Raw genomic sequence first — 24,728 nt, 5'->3', positions numbered from 1 at the left:
TAGGGTTTGCGCCAATTCACTTTCCGAATGGTTTCCCACAGAAAGGATTATTCTCATGACTTTCGATAGTACATCTACCAATAATGTTATCCAAGAAAATTTTGGCGGCGATCCTTTACTGGATGGATTGCCAAAAGATCCTCTCTCATCTTTACCGACCAGTAGCGGATCGAGTGAACCGGAAGACCAATTCACTAAAAGCGCTGGATTTGATGGAGAATCTAACGAGAATTTCAATCCCTATCCGACGGCAACCTCATGGGATGAAATGGAAACTAGTTCATCTCCTGGGACAGATACGGATGAAGAAACGACGGATTCCGATCGCGATCCGGTGACCCAAGAACCTTTTGGTGAAGAGACATCAAGCTTGACAGAAGAAGCGGAAAGGGATCCTATTACTAATCCGGGGATTGACAGAGAAGCTGACGAAGATACCGTAAATGAAACCTCTGTTACTCATGAGAATAAGGATAAAAATATAGAGTCAAATAGTTCGGAAGAATCTGAGGAGCAAGAGAATGACTCCGGGCTATCTAATGAAGATACAATCGAGGAAGGCGATCGCGAAATAACTACCGAATCCGAAGAAAATAACGATCGTTCCGATGCCGAGAATGAGTCGGAAACCAGCAATTTAAACCCAACTAATGGGGTGTATTCCGAAACGGAAGCAGACGATCGCTCTGGGGAATCCAGCGATTCTACGGTGAACGAACAAGAGGATGAAAATAGTAGCGATGATGCTCCCACTGAAGCGGTAAATCAGTCCGAGAATTCTGTCGAGTCTGACCGTGAAACTGATGAAATGGCTGGAGAGACGGTTAGCGAATCCTCGGAAGAAGGAGAAGGTGAGAGCGACGAAGGAGAAGAGACGATCGCCGAAAATGATGGAGATGAGACGGGCGATCGTACCGAAATTGACGATACAGAAAATAATAGTACAGAAAATAATGAAACCGATTTATCTACCGAATCCGGCGCCGATGACTCAGTAGCAGAACATGAAGAAGCTAGCAGTGACGCGGGTTCCGACAGCAGCAACGAGGACACGCAAGCCGAATTAAACGATCCGACTGAAGCTAATCTCACTGAAAATGATGAGGAAGTCAACACCGAGGACAGTTCGGACAACGGCGAGGAAGAGACCGAAGCTGAATCGACCGATACGACCGAAAATCATGCCGAGGAGGACGTTGCGACGGAGGAAACCGGAGAAAGTGAGAGCGATCCCGTTGTCGATCCCAATATCAGTGAGTCCGATATTAATTTTGACGTAGGCACTTTTACCGTGGATGAAAGCGGTGAGGTCGGTATTGACTACCTCTTCGATGGCGGACGCTATCAGGGACAGGTGGCGATCGTCAGTTTGTCCGGAATGGAAGAGTACGAACCGGGTTCGGTCGATTTTATACAAGAGGCGGCTCGTCGTGCCTTAAGTGAGTCGGAATTGGGTCACATCGCGATCGACGATCGCACCGAAGGAGCCAAATTTCATACATCTCTGGGCGAACGCCAGTGGAATCAGGGGGATTATCAAGGGGTGAAAACCTTTGCCATGCGCCCCGGAGACAAGTTTTTTCTCATGATGGTGCCGAATGGGGCGATCGAGCGCGTGGCGAACGATCCGGCGATCGGTGGTGCCAGTCGTCCCCTATTTTCCCTCGCCACCGCCAATCCCGATGACGAGTATCATGTCGGCCAAATTGCCGATATTACGGGAGATGGAAGTGCCTTTGCTTGGGAAGATTTGCGCGTCGATGCGGGTACCGATCGCGACTACAACGATATTATCTTCCAAGTGCGAGGAGCGAAAGGCGTTGCAGCTCACATGAATGATGTGGTCGATCCACAGAAGGATTGGCGCACGAGTGATATGGGACAAGCGTTGATCGACTATATCCAGCCGTATATCACTCCCGAACAACCGACGGTTAATTATGACGATCTGGACGAGGCGATCGCCGAATTAGAAGACTTATTTGGAGAATCGGAATCGGAAACCTTTGAGGAAGATTTCGAGACCGATTTGGAAGACTCGAACGATCGAGAATCGGGTTCTGAAGAAGTCAACGATGAGTTAGAAACCGATGAAACAACCGAGAATGATTTTGATGAAGGGATAGAAGAAGAAAGTGTAACTTCTGAGAATAGCGAATCTGAAGAGAATGTTTCTAATTCTAGTTCTGAAGAGGGGGAAACGGTTGTAGCAACACCAACAACAGAGATCGCTGATTCTCAAGACTCGAACGAGCAAGATCCCGAAACTGAAGATCCCGATCCGTTATTACCCACTCGTCTGAGTGATGACGAACCGATTGGAGCGGAAAATACCGACGATCTGGACGATGAATCTTCTGAAAATAGCAATTCTGTTGAAGCTTCCCAGGGTGAGGAAGTAGAAACCGTCGATCGGAGTGAGCCAGGTTTAGACAGCGCTGAAGAGTTATCTAATTCTAACGAAAATCAGCCTGAAATCGAGAGGGTTGAAGATGAAATTTACATTCCGATTTCGGTGACGGAAACTTCGGAGGCGATCGAACAAAGTTCGGATGGAAATACAACGGTAGATCTGGAAAATCAAGAGGACAAGGTTAACACGATTGAAACTCCGACATTGTCGGTAGAGCTACCTGCTATAACGCCTCCCCCAACGATCGCGCCTGCCGACCTTTCTAATTTGGAATCGTTGGAATCAATCCGTGAGATAACTGTTGAAAATCGTGGCAGTGAATTGCGCGATCGCCTGGATAATTTAATTGAGGTCTTGCAGCAGCGATCGCGAGATCCCGACCTCACCGATACGGGCAGTATTGAAACGGCGATCGCCCGTTTGGGTGTCATTTCTCAAGGTCTAGAAAATCCGACTGAAGCGATTGAAGACCGAGCGAATACGGCGATTTCTCGGTTAGAAGAATGGGTCGTCAAGTCCACACCGGAGGCGATTGTTAGCGGACGGGCGATCGAGCCTAATTTTCCCTTAGAAAATCAGCCTTTAGTCGGTATTATTGATACGGGATTTAGTGGGGATAATCCCGATCTCGATTACTCGCGGATTACCTGGGGAGAAGATCGCGTTGATGGAGATGATGACCCCACTTTAGCGACAGGAGAAGGCAACGAACACGGCACTCATATTTTAGGAATTCTTGCCGCCACCCAAAATAATGGAATCGGCATTGATGGGATTAACAATACTGCGCCAATTTGGGCGGGACGGGCTGTTGGTTCTGGGAAATGGGCAGAATCGTTAGTTGAGTTTGTCGATGCAGCGCGGGAGTCGGGACAACCGAATGCGGTGGTGAATTTGAGTTTAGATTTAACTCAGATTGATGCTGAGGGGAATGTGACAACTCGTTATGAGTTTACGCCGATGGAACGAGCGGCGATCGAGTATGCACGACAAAATAATGTGATGCTGGTCGTTGCAGCAGGAAATGATGGGGCAGTGATGTCGGCGCTGGGTCAATCTTCGCAAGAATTTGACAATATTATCACTGTCGGTGCAGCCGAACGAGTCAACGATGAAATTGCCAATTCCAAAGCTTTTGAACGCACTAATTATTCCAGCTACGGACGGGGTTTAGATATCATGGCTCCGGGCGGAACGACCGATAATCCCGAGTTATCTTTAATGGGTGATGGTCTGGGAACGATGGCCGGAACTTCCGTTGCTACTGCGAAAGTAACCGGGGCAATTTCCCAAGTTTGGGCAGCGAATCCCAGTCTCAGCTATCGGCAAGTCATCGAAATTGTCAAAGATACGGCTACCGATTTAAACGATGCGAATTGGGATAGTGAAACGGGTGCGGGTTTGCTGAATATGGCGGGAGCTGTCATGTTAGCTAAAGCAACCACGGGGGAAGAACATGATGTTTTAGCGACTGTGATTCCAGATACCTGGAGTGGGGAAGGGAAGGTCATCCCAACTGAACGTGCTGCTTCCACTGAATTTCAAGGGAAATATTATCAGTGGGAGTCGTACACCATTAAATCAGGAGACACTCTCAGTGCGATCGCGCTAAATACAATGGGGAATGGTTCTGCTCTTTATTACAACTTTATTGCCCAGAAAAATGGTATTGCTAACCCCAACTTGATTTATCTGGGTCAAAAAATACTGATTCCACGACAAGTATCAGCACCAGCCACTCCAACTCCGACGCCACCGAGCAATAATGGGCAGCACATTCTTGATGCAGTCGATAAGGTTAATCCCTTGCAATGGTACTATCTTCCTCGGGATATTACGGGTGATGGAGTTAAAGAAACTTTTTGCAACTGGTTCGCAGCCGATGTTTTAGACCAGTTGGGCGTCCCTATTCCTCGATATGGAGGCAGTGCTGGTTCGTACACAAAACCCCATCCAATTTATGGAACGAATACTCCCAATAAACCCTTCAGTGCTGCAGGATTACTCAACTTTATGAATGCAGGTGGAAATGGAAGTTGGGAGAAAATTAGTGCTGCTGAAGCAGTTTCTAGTGCTAATAATGGTCAAGTTGTTTTAGCGTCTTCGGTCGGTCATGTTGCAGTTGTCATCCCTGGTAGTTCTGGGTCTAATGTCCGAATTGCCCAAGCCGGAGCAACCAATGGTAAAAACATGGGTGTGAGTCAGGGTTTTGGTTCGGAAAGCCCCGTTTATTTCCGCTACAAAGGCTCGGTTAAAAACAAGGTGAATTCCGATACAAATACTTCTTATTCGCCTCCAGCTACCCCCGGAAAAAACCAACAGTACATCATCAAATCAGGGGATACGCTCTGGGCTATAGCTCAACGCAAATTAGGTGACGGCAATCGCTGGCGAGAAATTAAAAAAGCTGATGGGACTACCTTCACTGCTGCCGAAGCAAGACGCTTAAAAGTCGGCCAGGTCGTGTATCTACCTGTCAATTATCAAACAGGTACGGGTAAACCCGTTACTTCTTCTCCAGTTTCCCAACCTAAGACGACTGCTACCTCTACAGATTTCACAGGTAAAGTGATGTCAGTGGTCAGTTCCCTTAACATCCGCAGTGGGCCGGGAACGAACTATAATCGTGTCGGTTCCTATGGTTCCAATACGCCATTAACCTTTGATGCTTGGTCTCGCGGCACTTCTCACTGGGATCCAATTGCCAAGCAATGGGATAACCGTTGGTTCCGGATTAAAGGCACAAATAAATGGGTGGCGAGTGCTTACATTTACGGCAATCCCAAATCCAATAGTAAGTACATCAATCCCCCTAACAATAACGGGGGAAGTCCCACCGATTTCACGGGCAAAGTGATGTCAGTGGTCAGTTCCCTTAACATCCGCAGTGGGCCGGGAACGAACTATAATCGTGTCGGTTCTTATGGTTCCAATACGCCATTAACTTTTGATGCTTGGTCTCGCGGCACTTCTCATTGGGATCCAATTGCCAAGCAATGGGATAATCGCTGGTTCCGAATTAAGGGCACAAATAAATGGGTGGCGAGTGCTTATATTAACGGAAATCCCAAGTCCAACAGTAAATATATTGACCCGCCTGGTAATTCTAATCCTGGTAATGGATCTTGGCAAAATCCCCTCGCCGGTAGTTGGTATGCAATTTACTCATTGAACGAATTTGGGACTCCCCGAACAATTAGCGGGACTCATAAGGGTATAGATTTGTCTACGGGAAACAATACTCCTCCTATAAAAGCAGCTAAAGGTGGAAAGGTTGTTATTGCCTATAATGGTACTGGATGGAATGATGGTTATGGCAAATATGTCAAGATAGATCATGGTGATGGAACAGAAACTCGTTATGCTCATTTATCAAATGTTAATGTCCAGCAAGGAAGTTATATAAGCGCTGGAACAGTAATTGGCAATGTAGGCAGTACAGGTAACTCTTCTGGCAACCATCTACATTTTGAAATTCGCGTGAATGGCGTACCCAAAAATCCTAGAAATTACATTAAATTCTAGTGGTATGGTGCGTTAGTCGGTCATAAATTTTAAACTTAATTAGTCAATTAAAAAGTCCGACGTAACGCACCGAAATTTCCAATTATCAACTCCCTTGTGGTGCGTTACGCGGGGAATAAAGTTTACGCGACTTTCGCAACCGTTAATTCCCCGCTAACACACCCTACCGAATAGCTGTTTTTGAGGGGCGATAGCACGAAAAATCAAGCAAAGAAACCGGGTTTCTACTGTGGATATCGGAAGTTAACTGTGTCACCCGAAAATAAACCCGGTTTCTGAGTCCCCTGGAAGGCGATGGGTTTGTAAGACTAAAGTCCTTACTACAAACGAAGTTTTTTAGTGAGCGATCGCTGTTTACCGTGCTAGATTAATCTAAAAAAACTATAATTTAAAAAGCCCCCCTTCCCAAGGGGGGTTGGGGGGATAAAAATCCAAAAATCACCAATTAATTAAAAGCTCATGCCTCATTTAAAACAAGGACGATATTTTTTACCTTATAATCCTCTTCTGGTCGAAGCCGCGAAACAAATGCGAAAAAATCCTACCCCAGCCGAGCGTAAATTGTGGCAGGACTATTTAAGACAGTTTCCTCTCAAAGTGTGGCGGCAAAAACCCATCGATAATTTCATTGTTGATTTCTATTGTGCCAAGCTGAGGTTAGTTATTGAGGTAGATGGGGAAAGTCATTTTACCAAACAAGGCATTATTTATGATGGACAGCGAACTCATATTTTAGAGGGGTATGGCTTGGAGGTGGTTCGTTTTACCAATGATGAGGTAATGAATTGTTTTGATGGAGTTTGTGAATGTATTCGGGGAAAAATCCCCCCTAAATCCCCCCTTTGAAAGGGGGGACTTTGAGGGACTTTGAGTTAATTGCCAAAACAAAATTGAATGAACCTTAAAAAAATTCCTGCGATCGTTTTTGGTGGGCGATCGCTTTTTTGGGGGCGATCGCCCATTACTAAAGGAGAAACTATCATGTCTGAAGGACACCCTTACGACAAAGGCAAACCTGAAAAAGGAAAAGCTGAAAAAAAATGTCCAAAATGTCACGGAAAAGGACGTATTTCTGTCCCTGATGGTAAACGATAACCTCAATGTCCTCGCTGTAATGGCACTGGTTGGGTGAAGGGTTCTTAGATGTAATTCCTGAAATATACCCTGAATTTTCCAGAGTGCGATCGCCTCTTTTTCATAGAGTGCGATCGCGCATCTTCCCGCAACCACGCTCTAAAAAAATTCCCACCACTGCATCAACAACGATGCAATCCCCAAAGTCCAAAACGAACCCCGAAAAATCTAGCATTCTGAAAAACAATGAAAATCTTTTCTAACTCTCAAAACCCCCTGCTCAAACTTGCCGCCATTTTAAGCTTATCTGTCACCTTCAATCTTTTTACTGCTAATACAGCCAAAACCCAAACCGTGTCGGAAGCAACATTATCCGATGCGTTAACACAAATCATTCTTCAACAAGCAGCAGAAGACACCAGCTTATCCATTTCCGAATTGCAACTTGAGAGCGCTATTCGTGTAACCTGGCCCAATGGATGTATGGGAATTAGCGGACCTGAAATATTCTGTACCCAAGTAGTAGTTAGTGGTTGGATAGTAGTCATAACCAGTGGCAGCAATCAATGGACTTACCATACCAACGGTTCTCGTGTGTTACTGAATGACAGTTTACCGAATCGCCAACCAACAGAACAATCGCGATCGCAAGAATGGCAACGACAACTTGAAGAACAACGACGACGGGAGGAATGGCGACGACGATGGGCAAATATTGGTTGGACTCAAGACAACCCTGTGATGCCTACCGTTACCGAACCCGGTACTTGGATATTTGATGATGTACCTTCCGGTCGTTGGGTCGATCCCCCTACTGCTTACGGATTTCGCTATACCATGCTAGAGGATTCTCTGTTTACTGACATCCTCGACTTCCCGATCGCCATTGATGACGATAATTTATTTACCATTTCGGTTGGCGATACCATTCTCGGAGAATTTAGTCCGGGGGAAAGTGTTAATTTTGTCTCTTTACTCGGTCACGGGGTTTCCGAATTTGCCATCACCGATATTAACCCCCTTGTCGATCCAGAAGATCCTAGCGCTTTTCCACTCAAAATTGCCTTTAATACTGAACAAGCTGACTTTAAAATGGAAGCGATTCCTGCTCCCACTTCCGTCCCGGAAGGCAGTACACCGATCGCATTATTGGCATTTGGCGCACTGGGCATTTATTCTCGCTTGAAAGGTCACAGTCAATTTAATTAAATAGCGACTTGCAACTGTTGCGATCGCACCTCAGCCATTCCCAAAAGGTGCGATCGCCCCTCCCATACCTCATCACCCCACAATCACACCATGAACAAACTCCAACAAATCTACCTCGATCGCCCACCCATCTACCCCGCGCAAATCACCTCATCCACCGATCTGCGTTGTAACCTTACCGACACCCTCCAAACCCTCCTGCAAAAAACTAACCATACCCTCATCACTCCCTCGAAACCAACTCCCAACTGTGAAACTTTCCTCAACAGCCTCAAAACCCATTTCAACATTTACCAAGCCTCAATGTCACGCCAATTTGCTGCCGATTTACCTGCGGACATCGAACAAACCGCCCTCAAAGATGAACCTAAAGACTGGTTTATCAAAACTGCCGATTTTGGCGACGACTTCGATCGCGTCCTTCAACACCGCGATGGCGAGTTCACTCAACTCTTAGAAGACATCGCCTGCTACCATCAAATCTTCCAATGGTAGGATGCCAACGCCGCCACTCTCGCCAACCCAGTGCAAGCGACTCCTAAAGTCTTGCAAGAAAGTGCTAATGAAATTGCGCCGCATCTGCTTTGCCAGCATTTAGAGGCAGTCAGCGAGACTTGCGATCGCTGGTTAAGTTCTCTCACCCTTACCCCGCTCAATTGCGCCCTATTATTAGCAACGAAGCAAACTATTTTTGACAGTTTAGAAAATATTTTGGGCATAAAAGGAGCAAATACTTAATAAATTTAATGGTATTTTTGCTATTAGCTATTAGATCCTGTTTAGGAATAAATTGATGAGTTTAATAATTTAATGCGCCATAATTTGTTTGTTTTTTTATTTTTGAGGGAAATTTCTGTCCTTCTATCTGTTCTTCCCCATACATAACCCAATAGATCTCCCCAAAAAAGATGGCATTCATCAGACATAAGTACAATAAGGTTTCCAGCCTCTATTTCTGCTTCCCACTCTTTTACAGCACTCGGGCGTCTGATGAAGTACAGTGCCGATCCCCCTATCCCCCTTTTTAAGGGGGATTTCGGGGTATCTATAGGGTTTTTTAAGCCAGTGAGGTACATCAAACTAAACCCTATCCCGAAATCAAGAGATTCCGCCATACCTCAGCAGACTGAGAAATGCTGTAACTGCTTCTCAATTTCTTTCTTTTTAGCTTCTACTAATCGCTTGTCTTTAGCTGGATTCTTTTTTTGACTTTTTTTTTCAGGTAATTCCGGCTTTCTTAAACAGAGAGTAGTAACTTTGTTTGGAGCTAAAAACCATACCATGTTCTCGTTCTAAATACCGTTTTCAAATCGCCTAGCCTTAAATAATCTTGTTGTCTTAATCATTTAATAACTTGAGCTTTAATTTCTGGACTTAAGTAACCTTGACTGCCTTTGTATTGAAGCTTTAAACTCTCTACTCCCTGAAAGAGCGCTTAATTTTTCCATTTGCTCAGAAAAGAGAGACTTATAAGGTTTGTTGAATTTCACGATACGATTATCTGGTTAGAATCATTTGAGCGGCCAATGCCCTTTTTAATTTTCTGCTCTCTTTCGTTGTTTTAATAAACATATCCAACTCATCAATAATGTTCATTTTCAAACTTCTATTCCGATTGCTTGCTAAATATTATATCTGTTTCAACTGATTTAGGATCGCTATAGCATTGTCGGCTTTCTCCAACTCGTCTTAAAATAGATCGCCACGGGAAGGTCTCACTCGTCAAACATCAAAACAGATGAATTTAGAGCGCCGATACGCCGCAATTTTCCAGCAATTGCAAGCAGCAAAAGATTTTGACTTGGAATCTTTGGAAACGTCACGATCGCTGTTTGACTTGACAGCAGGACGCCCAATTCCCCGTCAATTTGAGGTCTGGACTTGTTTGGCGGGGTTGCCGCTTCCCGACCCCCTCACGGCGCAGTTGGAGGCGGTGGCGGCGGAATTGTTCTCACTTTTGCCGCCCGGAACGCGGTTTTATGCAGTGAAACCGCAGTTGTATCACTGGGAACTTTTTATCATCAAACGTCCGGCGGAGAGTCTCGACGATCGCCAGTTACGGGAAGCGGGGGAACGGTTGGCCCGGGTTCTGAGGGGAACGCCACCGATCGCCGTGCGCTATCGCGGGGTGTTGGTGACGCCGGACGGAACGGCGATCGTGCGGGGGTTTGGCGAGTTCGATCGCCTCCGGGAACAGTTACGAACGGCGATTCCTTTCGCTTCACCCCATCAATCTCAACTCGGTCACATTTCCCTCGGACGCATTCTCGATCCGATGGGCGAAACGGCGTTTAAGCAATTGCAAGACTTTGTTACCGACGCGCTCGATCGCGACTACGGCACTTTTCACGTCACTCAAGCGCACTACGTCCACGAACGTCGTTGGTATATGGAAGCGTGCGAGACGATCCGAACTTTACCTTTCGCCGGACCGCACTAAGAGCGATCGCCCCCGGAATTCGGGCGGAAAGATCCAAAAATATCCAAAATACCTTGACAAATTCTCTTAAATATGATATGTGAAGACGGGGAAGAGGCAGATGCGAGAGGCGGCGATCGCCCGCTCAGGTCGAAGACGGGGCGGGTTCGTCCGGAGAGGGGGCGGCTTCCTCCGATTCGGACTTGCGCTCTTCTTTCACCCGTCGGATCGGCAAATTGGCAATTAATGCCGTCGCCCGTTGATTATTTTCTAAAGAGAACTCCAACCCTTCCCCATCGAGTTCGACATAGCGAGAAACGACCTCTAAAATTTCCTGGCGCATTGCTTCGACCGTTTCCGGGGTCAGGTCGGCGCGATCGTGAGCCAGAACCAGTTTTAGACGGCGCTTGACCTCTTCGCGACTGTTTGCAGCCGCCGTTCGAGTAAAAAGCTTTTCAATCAGTTCGCTAATCATGAAGCTGTTGGGGAATGGTAGAGCCTTAAATAATCTTAGCCGATAATACTTTACGCAACCACGAGAAAAAGCCATCCTTGGGGGCGTCAATCTCAAGAAAATCGACCTGCTCGCCTTCGATACGGCGGGCGATATTTTCAAATGCCGATCGCGCAAAACAGGAATTTTCTTCAGCTAAAACTAAGGGTTCCCCGCGATTCGTAGAAACGATCACTTTCTCGTCATCGGGAATCACGCCGATCAAGCCGATCGCCAAAATTTCGCGAACGTCATCGACAGACATCATATCATTCGCTTCGATCATCGCAGGTTTAATGCGATTGACGATTAAATTAATGCGGCGAACCCCATTGGCTTCGAGTAAGCCAACCACCCGGTCGGCGTCGCGAACGGCGGCAATTTCCGGCGTCGTCACGATTACGGCTTCTTTCGCGCCGGAGATCGCATTTTGAAATCCTTGTTCGATCCCCGCAGGAGAGTCGATCAAAATGTAGTCAAACTTATCGGTGAGTTGACCGACAACCTGCTTCATCTGTTCTGGAGTGACCGCATCTTTCATGCGATTTTGTGCCGCAGGCAATAACGACAGACGGGGCTGTCTTTTATCTTTAACCAGGGCTTGTTCCAAACGACATTGACCTGCGAGGAATTCGACGGCGGTGTAGACGATCCGGTTTTCCAAACCCAACAGCAAATCTAGATTTCTCAAACCGAAATCGGCGTCGATGACGGCAACGTTGCGGCCCATTTTAGCCAGAGCCATTCCCAGGTTGGCCGTGCAAGTGGTTTTACCCACTCCTCCCTTACCAGATGTGATGACAATAATGCGACTCATGGAATAGGATGACTCTCAATCAAACTGCTGGTGAATAGTTTCACGATCCGACTGCCGAATCCGACCGACCGCGCGGGAAAGTTCCCCGATCTGAGGATCGAGCGATCGGACGAGCTTAATCCTAACTCGATTTGACGGTTTGCCGATTCAATTTAGCACAGGCGAGGCGATCGAAGTTGTCGATCTGTTCGGCCACTTCAAGCAGATTCCATTTCATTGAGAAAGGAATTGCGCTTTAGAAAAATCCACAGCCCGCGCGATGCGAATGCCTTGCGGCGAAACATAAGCCACTTCAGGATAAAACTGCGAGGGCGTTTCCGGGGCCCGCGCCACGAAATCGGCGATCCGGATTTGGGTGGGTTCCATTTCTAAGGCCATGATCGAGGCGCGATGGTTGCCGTTGGCCCCCGCATGAGCGATCCCGCGCAAGCGTCCCCAAACGAGGATATCGCCATCGGCGATTAAGGTTCCCCCGGGATTGACATCGCCATTGACGATGATATGCCCGGGATGGCGGATTTCCAAACCCGATCGCACGGTGGTTTCTAAATACAGGGGATCGGCGAGGGCTTTTCCTTCGGCACTCGTTCCGGCTTGGAAGGCGCTAGGCATGGCCTTCTGTTCCACGGAGTAGCCTGCGGTGGCGGCGGCGACGGCGGTTTGACGCCGGGTGGTGTAAATCCGCGCCAGTTGCAGTTTGGCGTCGGCTAAGGCTTCGGAGATCGTCTGTAATTGTCGCGCGTCGAGGAGGCGATCGAACGCGAGCAGGTTGACCGAGGTGTTGGCTTGCCAAAAGCGATCGCCCGCATTCAGCCGATGCTGGAGTTGCTGGCAAATCTCGTTCCAGGTGACCGCTACCGGGGCGTTTTCCTCTTTCTTGTCGCTTTCTGGCGGCAAAATTAACAGCAATCGCCCGTCTTCTTCGGTTTTAAACCGGACTTGCGCGTTCGGATCGACGGGAGGGGTGGACTCGGTGGACGAATCCTCATTCTCCGACGGTTCTGAGGGGCTATCCTCGGAGGTCGCCGGGGTTTTTGAAGTTTCTGAGGTTTCTGGCGTTTCTGCGGTTTCTGCAGTTTCTGCGGTTTCTGGCGTTTCTGTGGTTTCTGGGGTCTGTGAGGCTGAAGCGGCTACAGTTTCGGCGATCGCGTCAGGAGACTCGCCCTTTTGAGATTGATTCGTTTCTGAGGAAGACACGGAAGAATTGGAACTCATGCAAGTGTAAATACTGGTGGCAATCCTTAACAGGGATTCTACGTCATTTTTCGAGTCCGAGGGCAGCGATCGCCCGTAAATTGCGATCGCCTCGTCGCGAACCGCCGTCAACTCAGACCCAATCCGCCCTTTCGATCGCCTCTCTTAAAGCTTCTAAATCCACACAAATATCTTCATAAAGCGGATGGGGATAACGTCGTCTCTGTTGAGGGCGATCGCGGTAAAATTCGCTTAAATCTTTTCCAATTAAATAATAATATTGCAGATGGCGCAGATTGGCGATCGCCCAATAGTTAATCGAAATCGCTTGCGGCGAAAAAATTTCAATGACCCGGGTTTCCGGTTCGCAAAAAACAAGATTGGTCAATCCCGCACCGTGAGGGGCGACGATCGCCCGCGCTTGGGAAAATAAGCCCACTTGTTCCCGAAAAGAGAGCGATTCTAAAGAGACTTTCACAAATCCGAATTGACTTAAATAGGCGATCGTTTCCCCTTCGTTGACCACGCGCCGATAACTCGCTTGTTCGCGACTGATATAAAGGCGATCGCCGATATTTTTAACGGTCCCACTCACCCGAGCATGGCGAAGAAACAACTCGCGCAAAAATTCGCAAGTTCGAGGGGTCATCAATCCCGGATCGCCCGGTAATGAAGGTACGATCGATCGTTCGGTTTGGACGTGAGGATAGAGACGACTTTCGACGAGGCGATCGCTGTCGATTCCCAATAAAGATAAGCTTTCTTGTTGATAGGGTAAATGAGTGCTGTTGACGATAAAGCGATCTATGCTTTGCCAGTCTATCCCCGCCGCGCGCAATAATTCAAACCGTCCGAGGAGGTCGGACATCCAGTGAAAATAAGTTTGACCGCCGCGAACGGATAAAAAGGCGATCGTCCCGTTTAATTCTACTGGTTCGGGCAGCTTTTCCGATAAGGCAATTAATTCAGAACTCCCTTGGGATAGGGGAAGGACGAGGGTGCGATCGCGGGTTAAAATAGCACTCAAGTGTTTGGAACCCCAGACAATGGCGCGATCGAACTGGGCGATAAAACTGGCAGAATAGAGATATTCTTTCCATTTAAAGTAAGGGTGCGATTGGCGATCGCCATTGCGCGGTTTTTTGAATTTTATAACTCCCGCAGGATGAACCATTTGACAGGGAAATTGCGGGCGATCGCCGGGATTGGCGCGATCGGGAATGACGGACAATGGGCGATCGGGATCGAGTTTTGGTTCTAAAATATTTTCGGGCAGTAAATGCAAGGCAAAATCGAAAGATTCGCCCAGTTTTCCTAGATCTTTATAAACATAACTTAAATTCAGATAAGCCGCTTCAAAATCGGGGTCAATTTGCAAGGTTTCTAGATAACAAGCGATCGCCGCTTCGCGTTGCTGTCGGTCTCTGAGGAGATTTCCTAAACTGAAGTAAGCTTGACTGAGTCGGGGGGCGATCGCGATCGCTTGTCGATAATTTAATTCCGCCTCTCGATCTCGTCCGATCTGCCGATAAACGATTCCGAGATTAAGATAAGTTTCTGCCGAGTTTGGATTACTTTTTAAAGCTTTTTGATAACAAGTTATGGCTGTTTCTGTTTGCTTTAAGTCTACCAACAAGTTTCCTAAATTAAAATAAAAGTCTGGCGATTCTAAAGCGGGATTCAAGTAAAAAGCATTTGCAAAATAGGCGATCGCTTCGTGCCATTTTTGCTGTTGCAGCGATCGCTTCCCTAAAAATTGATAGAATTCGGCAACTTTCCGAGAAATCTCCGCAGAATTCGCAGAGACTTCCAGCGCTTTTTCGTAAGCGCGCAAGGCTGCTTCAAATTTATTCTGTTTTTGGTAAATTTCGGCAATATTCAGATAATATTCAGCTTGCTGGGGAGAATTTAGAATTCGTTGTTGGTGGCGATCGAGTGTTCGGCGTTCGTTCATTCTTAAATTGGCACAAAAACTACAATTTTAGTCGAATTTAACCGATTATAAAATGAATGAATCCATCGGAATTGAACGAGAGAGCGCGTGGGCTGTGACAGATTAATTATGGATCTGATGACGAGAAAAACCATAACCATCGATAACCATCAATCAAACAAGAATTAACAGAAAGGTGGGTTATCCCCACCTTTGACTAAAAATGCTTCAACCTTGGTTGCTCAAGCGTCGATAAACCGTCCTTAAGCCTTGATTGTCACCGACATTTCCGGGAAAGAGAACCACGGGCAAATCGGGAAATTTCGGACAGTCTTTCGGCGTCCGCACGATCGAGCAACCGGGTAAAACTTGGCCGAGTAATCGTGCAGTTTGTAGCGCCAAACCCGTGCTTAAAACATCGTTGGACGTAATCCCGCCTTTACTAATTAAAAAGCCGATATCTTCAGGTAAACCACGCACGATGTCCATTAATAATGCGGACACTGCAGCGCCAAATTGCAGGCGAATATCTACACTATCAAAGACTAATTCTTCGCGACTGGTATAAATCACTGGAGTTTTACCGGACTGGCGAACTTGGCGGACTTTTTCCAAGATTTCGTGTAGCAATTCGTCCCGTTCTTTGTCGGACTCTTCGAGTAGGTGAGATACGTCCACTTCGATGCCGACGACGGAAGGATCTTCTAACAATTGTTCGAGTTGCTGGGTTGTCTTTTTCACGTGAGAACCGACGAGTACGACGCCGGGTTTCTCCGACCGGGCAAATTGTGCCATATCTTCGGCGGCGACGGGTTGGGGGCCGAGATTGGCGAGGGAAGTGAGCAAGCTGGCGGCGCTGCGGAACAGGAAGCGTTTGCCTTGACTGGCGGCGGCGAGGAGGTCGGCGGCGAAACGATCGAGGTCGGCTTGAGTCTCTGCATCGACGGCGCAGCAACGGTTTTCGCTCAGTTGCATCAGTCGGTCTCGGCTTCCGGCGCGGAGGTCGGCGAGCAGGAAGCGTTCGACGTTTTGGGCGGGGATCCGTCCTTTGGTTTTTTCGGCAACGTAATCGGGGAGATAGCTGTGTCGGTAGCCGAATACGGAGTCTTTGGCGAATTCGGTTTCGTGGACGGGGGTTTCGACGCCATCGACGAGCAGGTAATGAGTGCTATCTTTTGTGACTCGCCCGCCTTCAAAAAAGGCTGGAGTGAGAAAATGAGCGTCAAAGGGGCCGAGTTCTTCGGCGATGACGTCGGTTTCGATGGGATAATGACCGCGCAGGGTGGAGTCGGAGCGACTGACGACGAGGAAATCTTGGATTCCTTCGTTGGCGATCGCCGTTTTCAAGTTTTGACAGACTTCGCGGGTAATTTCGGCGGCTTTTTCTGGGGTGAGCGATCGCGTGTTGGTGAGGATAAAGAAAATCGGCGACTCGTCGCGCAAACCCATCGATAGGGTTTCTACATCCCAGCGCATCAGTAACAAGCAGCTATGAACGGTTTGGGAACCCGTCGGGTCGTCGTCGAGAACGATAATTTTCGGTTGACTCATGTGAAATCCATGTTGCTAACGGTTGTTATTTTCTCATTTCTGCTGGCGTTAAAACTTGGGGAGGACTCGATGAGGTGCGCGAAATCAAAAAAAATCCCCTATAGTAGGGGTAAGGTAGGCGCGATCGCCGATAGGAGGAGTCAACAGTTAATATCTCGGTCGGTGTTGGTGCAGTTTTTGAATTTCTCCTTGGGTACTGAGGGCAATTTGTAAGGCTTCGTCGAGTAAGCGTCCCCGTTCGCTGGCTTTGTCGGTGACTTGTAAGGCTTCGAGGGCCGTCAAGTTGCTGGCGAATAGTTCGGGATTGCGTTCGATAAAGGTCTTGTTTTCTCTTAAAATGCGTTCGGTTTTTAAAGCAGAAATTAAATGACGGCGGGTGATTTTTAAGGCGGCAATGACTTCGGAACGGTTGGTGAGTGTGACTTCGGGATTGCCGACATCTTCGAGTTGGTCGTTGAGGTCGATCGCCCGAATTAAATCGTTATAATTATCGATATCGTCGAGAATTCCGAGCAGGGATTTACTGTGATAAGTGTTGTTTTGCAACCACAATAGGCGAACAAAAAAGGAAAGAACCGCCGCTCCCAAACCGAGGGTTATAAAAATTGCCCAAGGGGACGTGTTGGGAAAGGCTAAATCGATGGTCATGCCTTTAAGATGCCAGGTGATAATATCGGCGAGGGTCAAGCTGGCAAAAAAAACAATGACCGTCAAGCTGCCGTTGACTAACAGTTCTTTATAGAAAAAACTCGATTTTTTTTCACGATCTTGAAGAATAGACGAGCGAATGAGGTCGTCTGTCGCAACTCCACACAAGCGGCGGAGTTCTCCTTTACTAATTTCCAATCCTTCTAAATCTCGTCTCACGGTTGGTTACTCCCGCTCATCGCCTGGTCGATTGGACGATCGCCCTTCAGCCTAAATTTCGATCGCGAGGATCGCATAATTTGGCCAGTTCTTGTCTGGTGTTGAGGGCAATATTTAACGCTTCGGCGAGTAGGCGCCCGTGTTCGGTGGCGCGATCGCTGACCTGGAGTGCGGTTAAAGCGGTTAAGTTATTGGTAAATAGTTCGGGATTGCGGTTGATAAAATATCGATTTTTTCTCATAATCCGTTCGGTTTTTAAGGCGCGAATTAAATCGTCTCGGGTTAAATAGAGTGCTTCGATGACGCGATCGCGGTTTTCTAATTTAACTTGGGGATTTCCCGCTTCTTCGAGTCGGTCGTTGATATCGATGGTTTTGATAACGGCATTATAACGGTCGATGTCTTTGAGCAACCCGATGAGGGAGTTTCCCAGTCGATATTTTAACCAGAGAAACTGGATCGATTTGGCGATCGCGATCCCTACGGCGAGTTCGATAACGAAGGCGAAGATCTGGTACGTTACGCCCCATCCGAGTTGACTGCTGACCCAACCGTGCGTTAACGCGACAAAAGCGGCGACGATCGTCGAAAAATGTCGAAAAACCCAGGGAACGTCCGGCCCGAGATCGAGGGTCATCAAGGTTTCGATGGAGGGTCGCAGGAGAACTTCAGCATCGACACCACTGAGTTGGTGGATCTGTCGTTTGCTAATGGGTAAGCCTTCTAGATCGGGTTTCACCAGTCCCTCTCCTCGGAGTTCTCAATTGACAAACGGACGCGAAATCGATGATGAGGTGAACCGCCTCGATCGCGGGGGGTTGCAGTCTTTTCCTATTTTGGCATAGCCCGCGCGATCCCCTGCGCCTGCCAACGGAACTCCCCGGAATTTTCTCCCGTCACAATTTTGAGGACGATCGCCCACTAGCGATCGTCCGATCGAATGCCATTCTATCTCTTACTTGGTATCAAATAAAGGGAGGGTCCGAGAGAAAAACAAGGGGGGCGCTTCTCTGGGAAAGCGGGTATGATTACAATAAAATGACCGATCGAAGAAAGGGGCGATCTCCGGGGTGGCAATGGGCGATCGCCCCTTTAACGACCCCGAATCCGGTGGTTTGTCCAATAGGTAGCTCGTCCCCTAAAGGGTAATGGTGCCTCAAGAGAGATAATTTTGCCGTACACATGAACTGAAAAAATATGTTCGATTTCGAGCGTTTAGAGGAAATTTCCGGAGGAGATCTGGAATTTCAACGAGAAATCCTGGAAGCTTTTCTAGAAGATTCCCGGGAAACCTTAGTCCGAGTGCGCCAAAGTTGGCAAAGTCAAGATGCGGGGGCGATCGCCGATGGCGCCCACCAAATCAAGGGATCCAGCAGCAATGTCGGCGCTTCCTCGATTCAGAAAATTGCCCTAGAATTGGAAAGTCAGGCCAAACAGGGCAATTTGACCGATACGTTAGCTTGTATTGAAGGCTTAGAAGAACAACTCGACGGTGTCAGTCTGTTTATCCGAGAGCGCTTGTCGGCGTGACGGAGCGATCCGGTCGGGAGGGGGGAGACTCCCGACTTAAAAGATACTTTTTCGATCGACTTTTTCTCTTGAAGTATAAATTTTTGACCGTCCCCTCCGATGCAGTTCTCGGGATGGGCGATGCGTTTAAAGGGTCGAAAACCCTTGTCAGGCTTGAATTTCAACTAAATATTACAAATTGAGTCGTTAGTTTAAGATGTAACATAGACTACAATTGTCGATCTAAAACTCCCCTAAGTTATAAAAAGATTGACCATAAATTTGCTTTTAAAACTGAAGTTCAATTATTTTTCGATAGCGCCTTATCAATCTCTTCAATCTATAAACAAAGAGCAACTCAAGACAGAAATCAAATCCTGTGAGAAGGGGGAGAGTGCATTGAGTTCGCTCTGACTGGCGACAACAACGAAGATTCTGGGTGTGGTGTCGTGATCTTAAATTCATTTTTTCTTTTTTCTCCCAGTCGTCCACCTCTATCTTCCGAGCCTCCGTTGCAACTGACAGAGATTCAAGACCCCAAAGAGCGCAGCACCGTGCTGCGAACCACGATCGGCAAAATTTGGAACTCCCGAGACTTTAGCGCGATCGTGCAGACGGCAGTGAACGAACTGTCGGTGTTACTCGATCTCGACGGCTGTAATTTCTTTTGGTATACCCCGGAGTCCCGGACGGTGCAGGTCGTCTGCGAACGGTGGAGCGACGATCGCCCCAGTGGCCCGCTCGGTAGCTATCCGGTCGAGCGCCTCGGAGCCGTCGCCGCCGGGATCGAGCGCGGCGAGGCGATCGCGAGTTCTGGGGAGACGGAGGGGGAAGCGGCGACGCCGTTCGGGGCGATCGCCTACCTGTTCGTTCCCGTCGAATCTCCCGAAGGCAGATGCGGCTATATCGGCGGGTTCGAGGCGCGACCCAGGGAGTGGTCGGCGATCGAACTCGAATTCGTCCAACTGATCGCCCAACAACTGGCGATCGCCATCCATCAAGCCCAACTCTACGATCGCGTCAAAAAACAAGCCCAACGAGAACGACTGGTCAACCAAATTACCAGCCAAACGCGCCAAAGCTTCGACCTCGAAACGATTTTAACCCAGGCGATCGAACAAGTTTTAGAAGCCCTCGAAATCGATCGCTGCTTGGTTCACCTGGTCGAACAACCCAACCACGGCGATCGCGATCGCGGTTTGGACTCGTTCAAACGGCTCAATCGCGAGCTATTCGCCCCGGATCTCGACCCGGATGTCGCCTTTCGGCGCGCCCACCTGTTTGAAACTTGCCGCGAACCGTTTGCCAGTTCGATCGACGACTTCGACACCCACGGACCGATTTCGGAATGGGTGATCCAGCACCGCCAACCCGCGATCGTCAACGACGTCAGCGCCGACTCGCGCATCGGCACTCACAATCCGGAATATCAGAAAGCCGAGATCAAATCCTCCCTCGTCGTTCCCGTGCAAGCGAACGGCATCCTGCACGCAATCTTATATTTAAACCAATGTTCTCGGGTGCGCTACTGGTCGAAACACGACCGCGAACTCGCCCAAGCCGTCGCCGACCAACTAGCCATTTCCATCCAACAAGCCTGTCTGTACGCCCAAACCCGCGCTTCGATGGAACGGGAATCCCTGTTGCGCTTCATCGGCGAGCAGATCCGGCGAACCCTCGACCTGCAAACGATCTTGACGACGGTGGTGCGCGAAGTGCGCTCCTGCTTCGACAGCGATCGCGTGGCGATTTACCAATTCCAACCCGGGCGATCGGGCAAAATCGTCGTCGAAGAAAACAGCGTCACCCCCTCCCTGAGCGAAATTGTCCGACCCGACGATGATTTCTGCCGCTATTGCGAACAATACCTACAACAGCATCCCAATAGCAGCGTGCGGGCGATCGACAACGTGCGCCACGCCGGATTCGATGCGGACCAACTCGCCTACTGGCAGCACCTGCAAGTCCACGCCAGCATGAGCGTCCCGATCGCGATCGGTGCCGAGTTGTGGGGGGTGTTGGTGGTTCAAGAATGCCAGCAACCGCGCAGTTGGCTGTCTTCGGAAATGTACCTGCTCGAACAGTTGGCCGATCGCCTCGCGATCGCCATCAAACAAGCTCAACTGTACGAACAAGCGCGCCTCGCGGCGGTCAGCGCCCAAATGAAAGCCGGAGAACTCGAAGCCGCCTTAAATCAACTGCGCGAAACTCAAAGTCAGTTGATCCAAAGCGAGAAAATGTCCAGTCTCGGTCAACTGGTCGCCGGAGTCGCCCACGAGATTAACAATCCGGTTAACTTTATCTACGGCAATCTCTCTCATGTCGATGGCTACACCGAAGATTTACTGCATCTGATCGAACTGTACCGACAACACTATCCCGATCCGGTGGCGGCGATCGCCGATTATGCCGAACAAATCGACCTCGAATTCTTGAGCGAAGATATGCCCAAGATCGTCAACTCGATGAAAATCGGCGCCGATCGCATTCGCGAAATCGTCCTTTCCCTACGCAATTTCTCGCGTACCGACCAAGCGGAAATGAAACGGGTAGACATTCACGAAGGCATCGACAGTACCCTGTTAATTTTACAAAACCGCCTCAAAGCCAAACCCGGTCATCCCGCGATCGAAATTGTTAAAGAATACGGGGATTTACCTCGGGTCGAATGTTATACCGGGCAGTTAAATCAAGTGTTTATGAATATTCTCGGCAACGCGATCGACGCCCTGGAAGGTTATAACAAAAAACGCTCTCGGGAAGAAATGGCCCAACATCCCAACCGGATTTTAATTCAAACCTTCCCCCTCAAAGCCGACGGCCAACCGTGGACCCCCGAGAGCGATCGCGCGATTCCCGACAAGGTGGCGATCGCCATTTCCGACAACGGCGAAGGCATGAATCACGAGGTTCGCGCCCGTTTGTTCGACCCCTTCTTCACCACCAAACCCGTCGGCAAAGGGACCGGATTGGGACTGTCGATCAGCTATCAAATTATCGTCGAAAAACATAAAGGCAGCCTCCAATGTATTTCCGCTCCCGGACAAGGGGCTCAATTTAGAATCGAAATTCCCGTGCGTCAACTGCCCGAAGCGACCAAAAAAAAAGAACGGAGTTTAGCCGCCGTCAATTAGTCTCTTTCGGAACGATTTTTATCAAAAATTGATTGAAAAATTAGGTTGCACTCTGCTCGAAAGATAGCCAACTCCGGCTCGTCGATCGCCGGGGTTGGCTGTCGTCTTTTGTCGTTAAATCGTCGCCATTTCCAGATAAGGAACCCGACCGTCCAAGCGATCGAAAGCGGCGCGGTCTTCCCGATAGTGGAGGACGAACAAGTGTCCGCCCGCGTCGATGCGGCGGTAGTCGCCCAAGACTTCAGCCAAGGGATCGCCCTCGTGCAAGCCGACAATAAAATAATGCCATTCTCCCCGACGGCGATCGCGGTATAGGTGGCGCAATAAGGCGCGAAAAATTTGGGGATCGTTGTCGCGAATCGCCACAAAACCGACGTAAAAACAAGGTACCGTCGCCCCCGGTTCCGGGAGGGGTTTGAGCGGCGTCAGACGGGCGATCGCGTTGTAAAACGGTCGCATTTTCCCTAAAGCCGGGCTGTATTTTTCGACATGGGTTTGACTGAAACTGCGCCGATCCCAGGCGGCGATCGCCCCGACAATCTCGTTCTCCCGCACGGCTAAATAAAAGTCTTCCGGGTTTAATCCTCGTAAGCGATTCGTTTGAAAATCTTCGACAAAATAACACGGTGCAAATTGTTTTTTCCCCTGTTCCAAGCGGACAAATTCTAAAATTTTTGCTAACTTTTGCCAACTGCCGCGCTCGAATCGTACTCCAGAAATACGAATTTCGGGTTTAGGTAAATCGAGATAAATCGCCGGAGTTTGAATGAAACCCACGTCTCGATATTCGGGCAACCCCGCCCGTCCGCCGACTAAATTTTCTAAGGCGTTGCGATTGCCATCGAGAATCAGAGAATAATATAAAGCAACGGGATCGGCGTCGTGAAGTTGTCGCAAAAAGCGATAACCTCTGGCGACGATCGTCCCCCGGCGATAGGCGGGATGAATCCGTAAATCGGCGAGATAACCGCAACGTTGTACCGTTCCATTTATCCATACCCGATCGGTCAGGCGACTGCCCAAACCGACAATTTGCCCGGTGTGAGTATCGGTACATTTAATCACCTGAAACGAGCGTCCTTGAACCTGACAGCCGAGAAAATAATTCGGTTCGCGACGAAAACTGACTGAAATTTCGCCTTCCATCCAATCCCGGGCCATGCGATCGCGCAATTGGGCGTCATCGTCGGCGGTAGCGAGTGCAAAGACATATCGACTCACGATCGGTTCTCCAGATCGAAACGAATGGCAAAACGATAAAACTTAATTAATGTTATCGATCGCCAGAAATAGAAGAACGATCGCCTTGAGGGGGCGCACTCGGGGGGATGGAGGCGATCGCGATCGCCCCGGGTTCGAGGAATCGCGATCGGGCGGGTCTCTCCCCGTCGGCGATTTCGGTTAAAATACAAGTTCCAACGGCTCTCGTGATAGGAGATCATGGGCAACACTTTCGGGCATCTTTTTCGGATTACAACGTTTGGAGAATCTCATGGCGGAGGAGTAGGCGTCGTCATCGATGGATGCCCGCCGCAGATCGAGATTTCGGCAGAAGAAATTCAAGTCGAACTCGATCGCCGTCGTCCGGGACAGAGCAAAATCACCACCCCACGCCGGGAAACCGACACTTGCGAAATTCTCTCCGGCGTTTTTCAAGGCCAAACCCTGGGAACCTCGATCTGTATTTTGGTTCGTAATAAGGACGCGCGACCGCAAGATTACAGCGAAATGGCGGAAAAATATCGCCCGTCCCACGCCGATGCCACTTACGATGCCAAATACGGGATTCGTAACTGGCAGGGGGGCGGACGGTCTTCGGCCCGCGAAACCATCGGACGAGTCGCCGCCGGGGCCATTGCTAAAAAAATTCTCAAGCAAATCGCCGGGGTCGAGATCGTCGGGTACGTTAAAAGAATTAAGGATTTAGAAGCGGTGGTCGATCCGAATACGGTGACCTTAGAGCAAGTGGAAAGCAATATCGTGCGCTCTCCCGACGGGGAATTTGCCAACCGGGCGATCGAAGAAATCGATCGTTACCTGCGTCAGGGCGATTCCGTCGGCGGGGTCGTCGAATGTGTCGCCCGCAACGTTCCCAAAGGCTTGGGAATGCCCGTATTCGACAAACTCGAAGCCGATTTAGCCAAAGCGGTGATGTCTTTACCGGCGAGTAAAGGATTTGAAATTGGTTCGGGCTTTGCCGGAACCTTACTGACGGGCAGCGAGCATAATGATGAATTTTATATCGACGAAGCGGGGCAAATCCGCACGGTAACCAATCGTTCCGGGGGCATCCAAGGGGGGATCTCGAACGGAGAACATATTATCCTGAGAGCCGCCTTCAAGCCGACTGCTACAATTCGCAAAGAACAGCGCACGGTCACGCGATCGGGCGAGGAAACCGTACTCGCGGCGAAAGGACGCCACGATCCTTGCGTGTTACCCAGAGCGGTGCCGATGGTGGAAGCGATGGTCGCTCTCGTTTTGTGCGATCACCTCCTGCGCCATCAGGCTCAATGCCATACGGTGCGATCGCCCATCGAGGGCTAATGCGTTGGCGTCGGTCCGGGACAATTGTCGATCGCCTGTGCCA

General features: G+C 49.0%; 20 protein-coding genes and 1 pseudogene. 10 read left to right on the top strand and 11 right to left on the bottom strand.

The features are described from left to right. The first annotated feature begins 55 nt into the window (after window positions 1-55). The 6 genes from HCG48_RS25510 (at window position 56) to HCG48_RS25495 (ending at window position 8,959) form a co-directional block, all read left to right on the top strand. Window positions 56-5,938 (top strand): S8 family serine peptidase, encoded by a 5,883-nt coding sequence (locus HCG48_RS25510; protein ID WP_210437045.1) that lies wholly within the window; start codon window positions 56-58, stop codon window positions 5,936-5,938. A 459-nt stretch (window positions 5,939-6,397) separates the two neighbouring features. Next, window positions 6,398-6,784 carry an endonuclease domain-containing protein gene (locus HCG48_RS15265; RefSeq protein WP_168569931.1) on the top strand — a complete coding sequence of 129 codons (387 nt, stop codon included), beginning with the start codon at window positions 6,398-6,400 and terminating at the stop codon, window positions 6,782-6,784. A 48-nt stretch (window positions 6,785-6,832) separates the two neighbouring features. Continuing rightward, a complete protein-coding gene (locus tag HCG48_RS25505) occupies window positions 6,833-7,033 on the top strand; it encodes a hypothetical protein (RefSeq protein ID WP_210437044.1) in 201 nt (66 codons plus the stop codon). Between the two features lie 225 nt (window positions 7,034-7,258). Continuing rightward, the gene (locus tag HCG48_RS15260) at window positions 7,259-8,221 is read left to right on the top strand and encodes a DUF8738 domain-containing protein (protein WP_168569930.1); all 963 of its coding nucleotides are present in this window, start codon (window positions 7,259-7,261) and stop codon (window positions 8,219-8,221) included. Between the two features lie 90 nt (window positions 8,222-8,311). After that, window positions 8,312-8,716 carry a hypothetical protein gene (locus tag HCG48_RS25500; RefSeq protein WP_210437043.1) on the top strand — a complete coding sequence of 135 codons (405 nt, stop codon included), beginning with the start codon at window positions 8,312-8,314 and terminating at the stop codon, window positions 8,714-8,716. Window positions 8,717-8,746: 30 nt separating this feature from the next. Then, window positions 8,747-8,959, top strand: a complete 213-nt coding sequence (locus tag HCG48_RS25495; protein WP_210437042.1) for a hypothetical protein — start codon at window positions 8,747-8,749, stop codon at window positions 8,957-8,959. Window positions 8,960-9,000: 41 nt separating this feature from the next. Here the strand turns inward: HCG48_RS25495 and HCG48_RS26685 are convergent, their stop codons facing one another. After that, on the bottom strand, window positions 9,001-9,336 hold the full coding sequence (locus tag HCG48_RS26685) for a hypothetical protein (RefSeq protein ID WP_168569929.1): 336 nt from the start codon (window positions 9,334-9,336) through the stop codon (window positions 9,001-9,003). Window positions 9,337-9,360: 24 nt separating this feature from the next. Next, window positions 9,361-9,817, bottom strand: a pseudogene (locus HCG48_RS26110) (helix-turn-helix domain-containing protein); the annotation flags it as partial. A gap of 142 nt (window positions 9,818-9,959) precedes the next feature. On the opposite strand from HCG48_RS26110, the gene HCG48_RS15240 reads away from it, so the two are divergent. Beyond that, window positions 9,960-10,661: a 2'-5' RNA ligase family protein gene (locus HCG48_RS15240; protein WP_168569927.1), complete on the top strand. Its 702-nt coding sequence runs from the start codon at window positions 9,960-9,962 to the stop codon at window positions 10,659-10,661. Between the two features lie 124 nt (window positions 10,662-10,785). Here HCG48_RS15240 and minE read toward each other — a convergent pair whose 3' ends face one another. From minE to HCG48_RS15205, 7 genes are all read right to left on the bottom strand, one after another. Further along, window positions 10,786-11,115 (bottom strand): cell division topological specificity factor MinE, encoded by a 330-nt coding sequence (minE, locus tag HCG48_RS15235; protein WP_168569926.1) that lies wholly within the window; start codon window positions 11,113-11,115, stop codon window positions 10,786-10,788. Between the two features lie 25 nt (window positions 11,116-11,140). After that, complete coding sequence (gene minD, locus HCG48_RS15230) at window positions 11,141-11,950, bottom strand: septum site-determining protein MinD (protein ID WP_168569925.1); 810 nt, start codon at window positions 11,948-11,950, stop codon at window positions 11,141-11,143. A 213-nt stretch (window positions 11,951-12,163) separates the two neighbouring features. Continuing rightward, the gene (minC, locus tag HCG48_RS15225) at window positions 12,164-13,276 is read right to left on the bottom strand and encodes a septum site-determining protein MinC (RefSeq protein ID WP_320415740.1); all 1,113 of its coding nucleotides are present in this window, start codon (window positions 13,274-13,276) and stop codon (window positions 12,164-12,166) included. Window position 13,277: 1 nt separating this feature from the next. Then, window positions 13,278-15,098, bottom strand: a complete 1,821-nt coding sequence (locus HCG48_RS15220; RefSeq protein ID WP_168569924.1) for a tetratricopeptide repeat protein — start codon at window positions 15,096-15,098, stop codon at window positions 13,278-13,280. A 207-nt stretch (window positions 15,099-15,305) separates the two neighbouring features. Next, entirely contained in the window at window positions 15,306-16,628 is a 1,323-nt protein-coding gene (locus HCG48_RS15215) for a four-carbon acid sugar kinase family protein (protein ID WP_168569923.1), read from the bottom strand. Between the two features lie 147 nt (window positions 16,629-16,775). Further along, window positions 16,776-17,495, bottom strand: coding sequence for a hypothetical protein (locus tag HCG48_RS15210; protein WP_168569922.1), 720 nt, complete (start codon window positions 17,493-17,495; stop codon window positions 16,776-16,778). A 46-nt stretch (window positions 17,496-17,541) separates the two neighbouring features. Next, the gene (locus HCG48_RS15205; protein WP_168569921.1) at window positions 17,542-18,234 is read right to left on the bottom strand and encodes a hypothetical protein; all 693 of its coding nucleotides are present in this window, start codon (window positions 18,232-18,234) and stop codon (window positions 17,542-17,544) included. A gap of 458 nt (window positions 18,235-18,692) precedes the next feature. On the opposite strand from HCG48_RS15205, the gene HCG48_RS15200 reads away from it, so the two are divergent. Then, window positions 18,693-19,025 carry an Hpt domain-containing protein gene (locus HCG48_RS15200; RefSeq protein WP_168569920.1) on the top strand — a complete coding sequence of 111 codons (333 nt, stop codon included), beginning with the start codon at window positions 18,693-18,695 and terminating at the stop codon, window positions 19,023-19,025. 491 nt (window positions 19,026-19,516) lie between these two features. After that, window positions 19,517-22,138: a GAF domain-containing sensor histidine kinase gene (locus HCG48_RS15195; RefSeq protein ID WP_168569919.1), complete on the top strand. Its 2,622-nt coding sequence runs from the start codon at window positions 19,517-19,519 to the stop codon at window positions 22,136-22,138. A gap of 114 nt (window positions 22,139-22,252) precedes the next feature. Here the strand turns inward: HCG48_RS15195 and HCG48_RS15190 are convergent, their stop codons facing one another. After that, window positions 22,253-23,359 (bottom strand): hypothetical protein, encoded by a 1,107-nt coding sequence (locus HCG48_RS15190; protein WP_168569918.1) that lies wholly within the window; start codon window positions 23,357-23,359, stop codon window positions 22,253-22,255. Continuing rightward, a complete protein-coding gene (locus HCG48_RS15185) occupies window positions 23,356-23,589 on the bottom strand; it encodes a hypothetical protein (RefSeq protein WP_168569917.1) in 234 nt (77 codons plus the stop codon). The genes HCG48_RS15190 and HCG48_RS15185 overlap by 4 nt, the downstream gene beginning before the upstream one ends. On the opposite strand from HCG48_RS15185, the gene aroC reads away from it, so the two are divergent. Further along, window positions 23,579-24,685 (top strand): chorismate synthase, encoded by a 1,107-nt coding sequence (aroC, locus tag HCG48_RS15180; RefSeq protein WP_168569916.1) that lies wholly within the window; start codon window positions 23,579-23,581, stop codon window positions 24,683-24,685. The two genes, HCG48_RS15185 and aroC, sit on opposite strands and share 11 nt — an antisense overlap. The last annotated feature ends 43 nt before the right edge of the window (window positions 24,686-24,728 follow it).

Origin of the sequence: Oxynema aestuarii AP17, from assembly GCF_012295525.1 — a bacterium.
Classification (GTDB): domain Bacteria; phylum Cyanobacteriota; class Cyanobacteriia; order Cyanobacteriales; family Laspinemataceae; genus Oxynema; species Oxynema aestuarii.
This window is presented reverse-complemented; position numbering and strand designations above follow the sequence as displayed.

Bases quoted from the DNA above. Each gene is read 5' to 3' on its own strand.
- HCG48_RS25510 (WP_210437045.1), top strand. From the start codon at position 56: ATGACTTTCGATAGTACATCTACCAATAATGTTATCCAAGAAAATTTT.
- HCG48_RS15265 (WP_168569931.1), top strand. From the start codon at position 6,398: ATGCCTCATTTAAAACAAGGACGATATTTTTTACCTTATAATCCTCTT.
- HCG48_RS25505 (WP_210437044.1), top strand. From the start codon at position 6,833: ATGAACCTTAAAAAAATTCCTGCGATCGTTTTTGGTGGGCGATCGCTT.
- HCG48_RS15260 (WP_168569930.1), top strand. From the start codon at position 7,259: ATGAAAATCTTTTCTAACTCTCAAAACCCCCTGCTCAAACTTGCCGCC.
- HCG48_RS25500 (WP_210437043.1), top strand. From the start codon at position 8,312: ATGAACAAACTCCAACAAATCTACCTCGATCGCCCACCCATCTACCCC.
- HCG48_RS26685 (WP_168569929.1), bottom strand. From the start codon at position 9,336: ATGGCGGAATCTCTTGATTTCGGGATAGGGTTTAGTTTGATGTACCTC.
- HCG48_RS15240 (WP_168569927.1), top strand. From the start codon at position 9,960: ATGAATTTAGAGCGCCGATACGCCGCAATTTTCCAGCAATTGCAAGCA.
- minE (WP_168569926.1), bottom strand. From the start codon at position 11,115: ATGATTAGCGAACTGATTGAAAAGCTTTTTACTCGAACGGCGGCTGCA.
- minD (WP_168569925.1), bottom strand. From the start codon at position 11,950: ATGAGTCGCATTATTGTCATCACATCTGGTAAGGGAGGAGTGGGTAAA.
- HCG48_RS15220 (WP_168569924.1), bottom strand. From the start codon at position 15,098: ATGAACGAACGCCGAACACTCGATCGCCACCAACAACGAATTCTAAAT.
- HCG48_RS15215 (WP_168569923.1), bottom strand. From the start codon at position 16,628: ATGAGTCAACCGAAAATTATCGTTCTCGACGACGACCCGACGGGTTCC.
- HCG48_RS15200 (WP_168569920.1), top strand. From the start codon at position 18,693: ATGTTCGATTTCGAGCGTTTAGAGGAAATTTCCGGAGGAGATCTGGAA.
- aroC (WP_168569916.1), top strand. From the start codon at position 23,579: ATGGGCAACACTTTCGGGCATCTTTTTCGGATTACAACGTTTGGAGAA.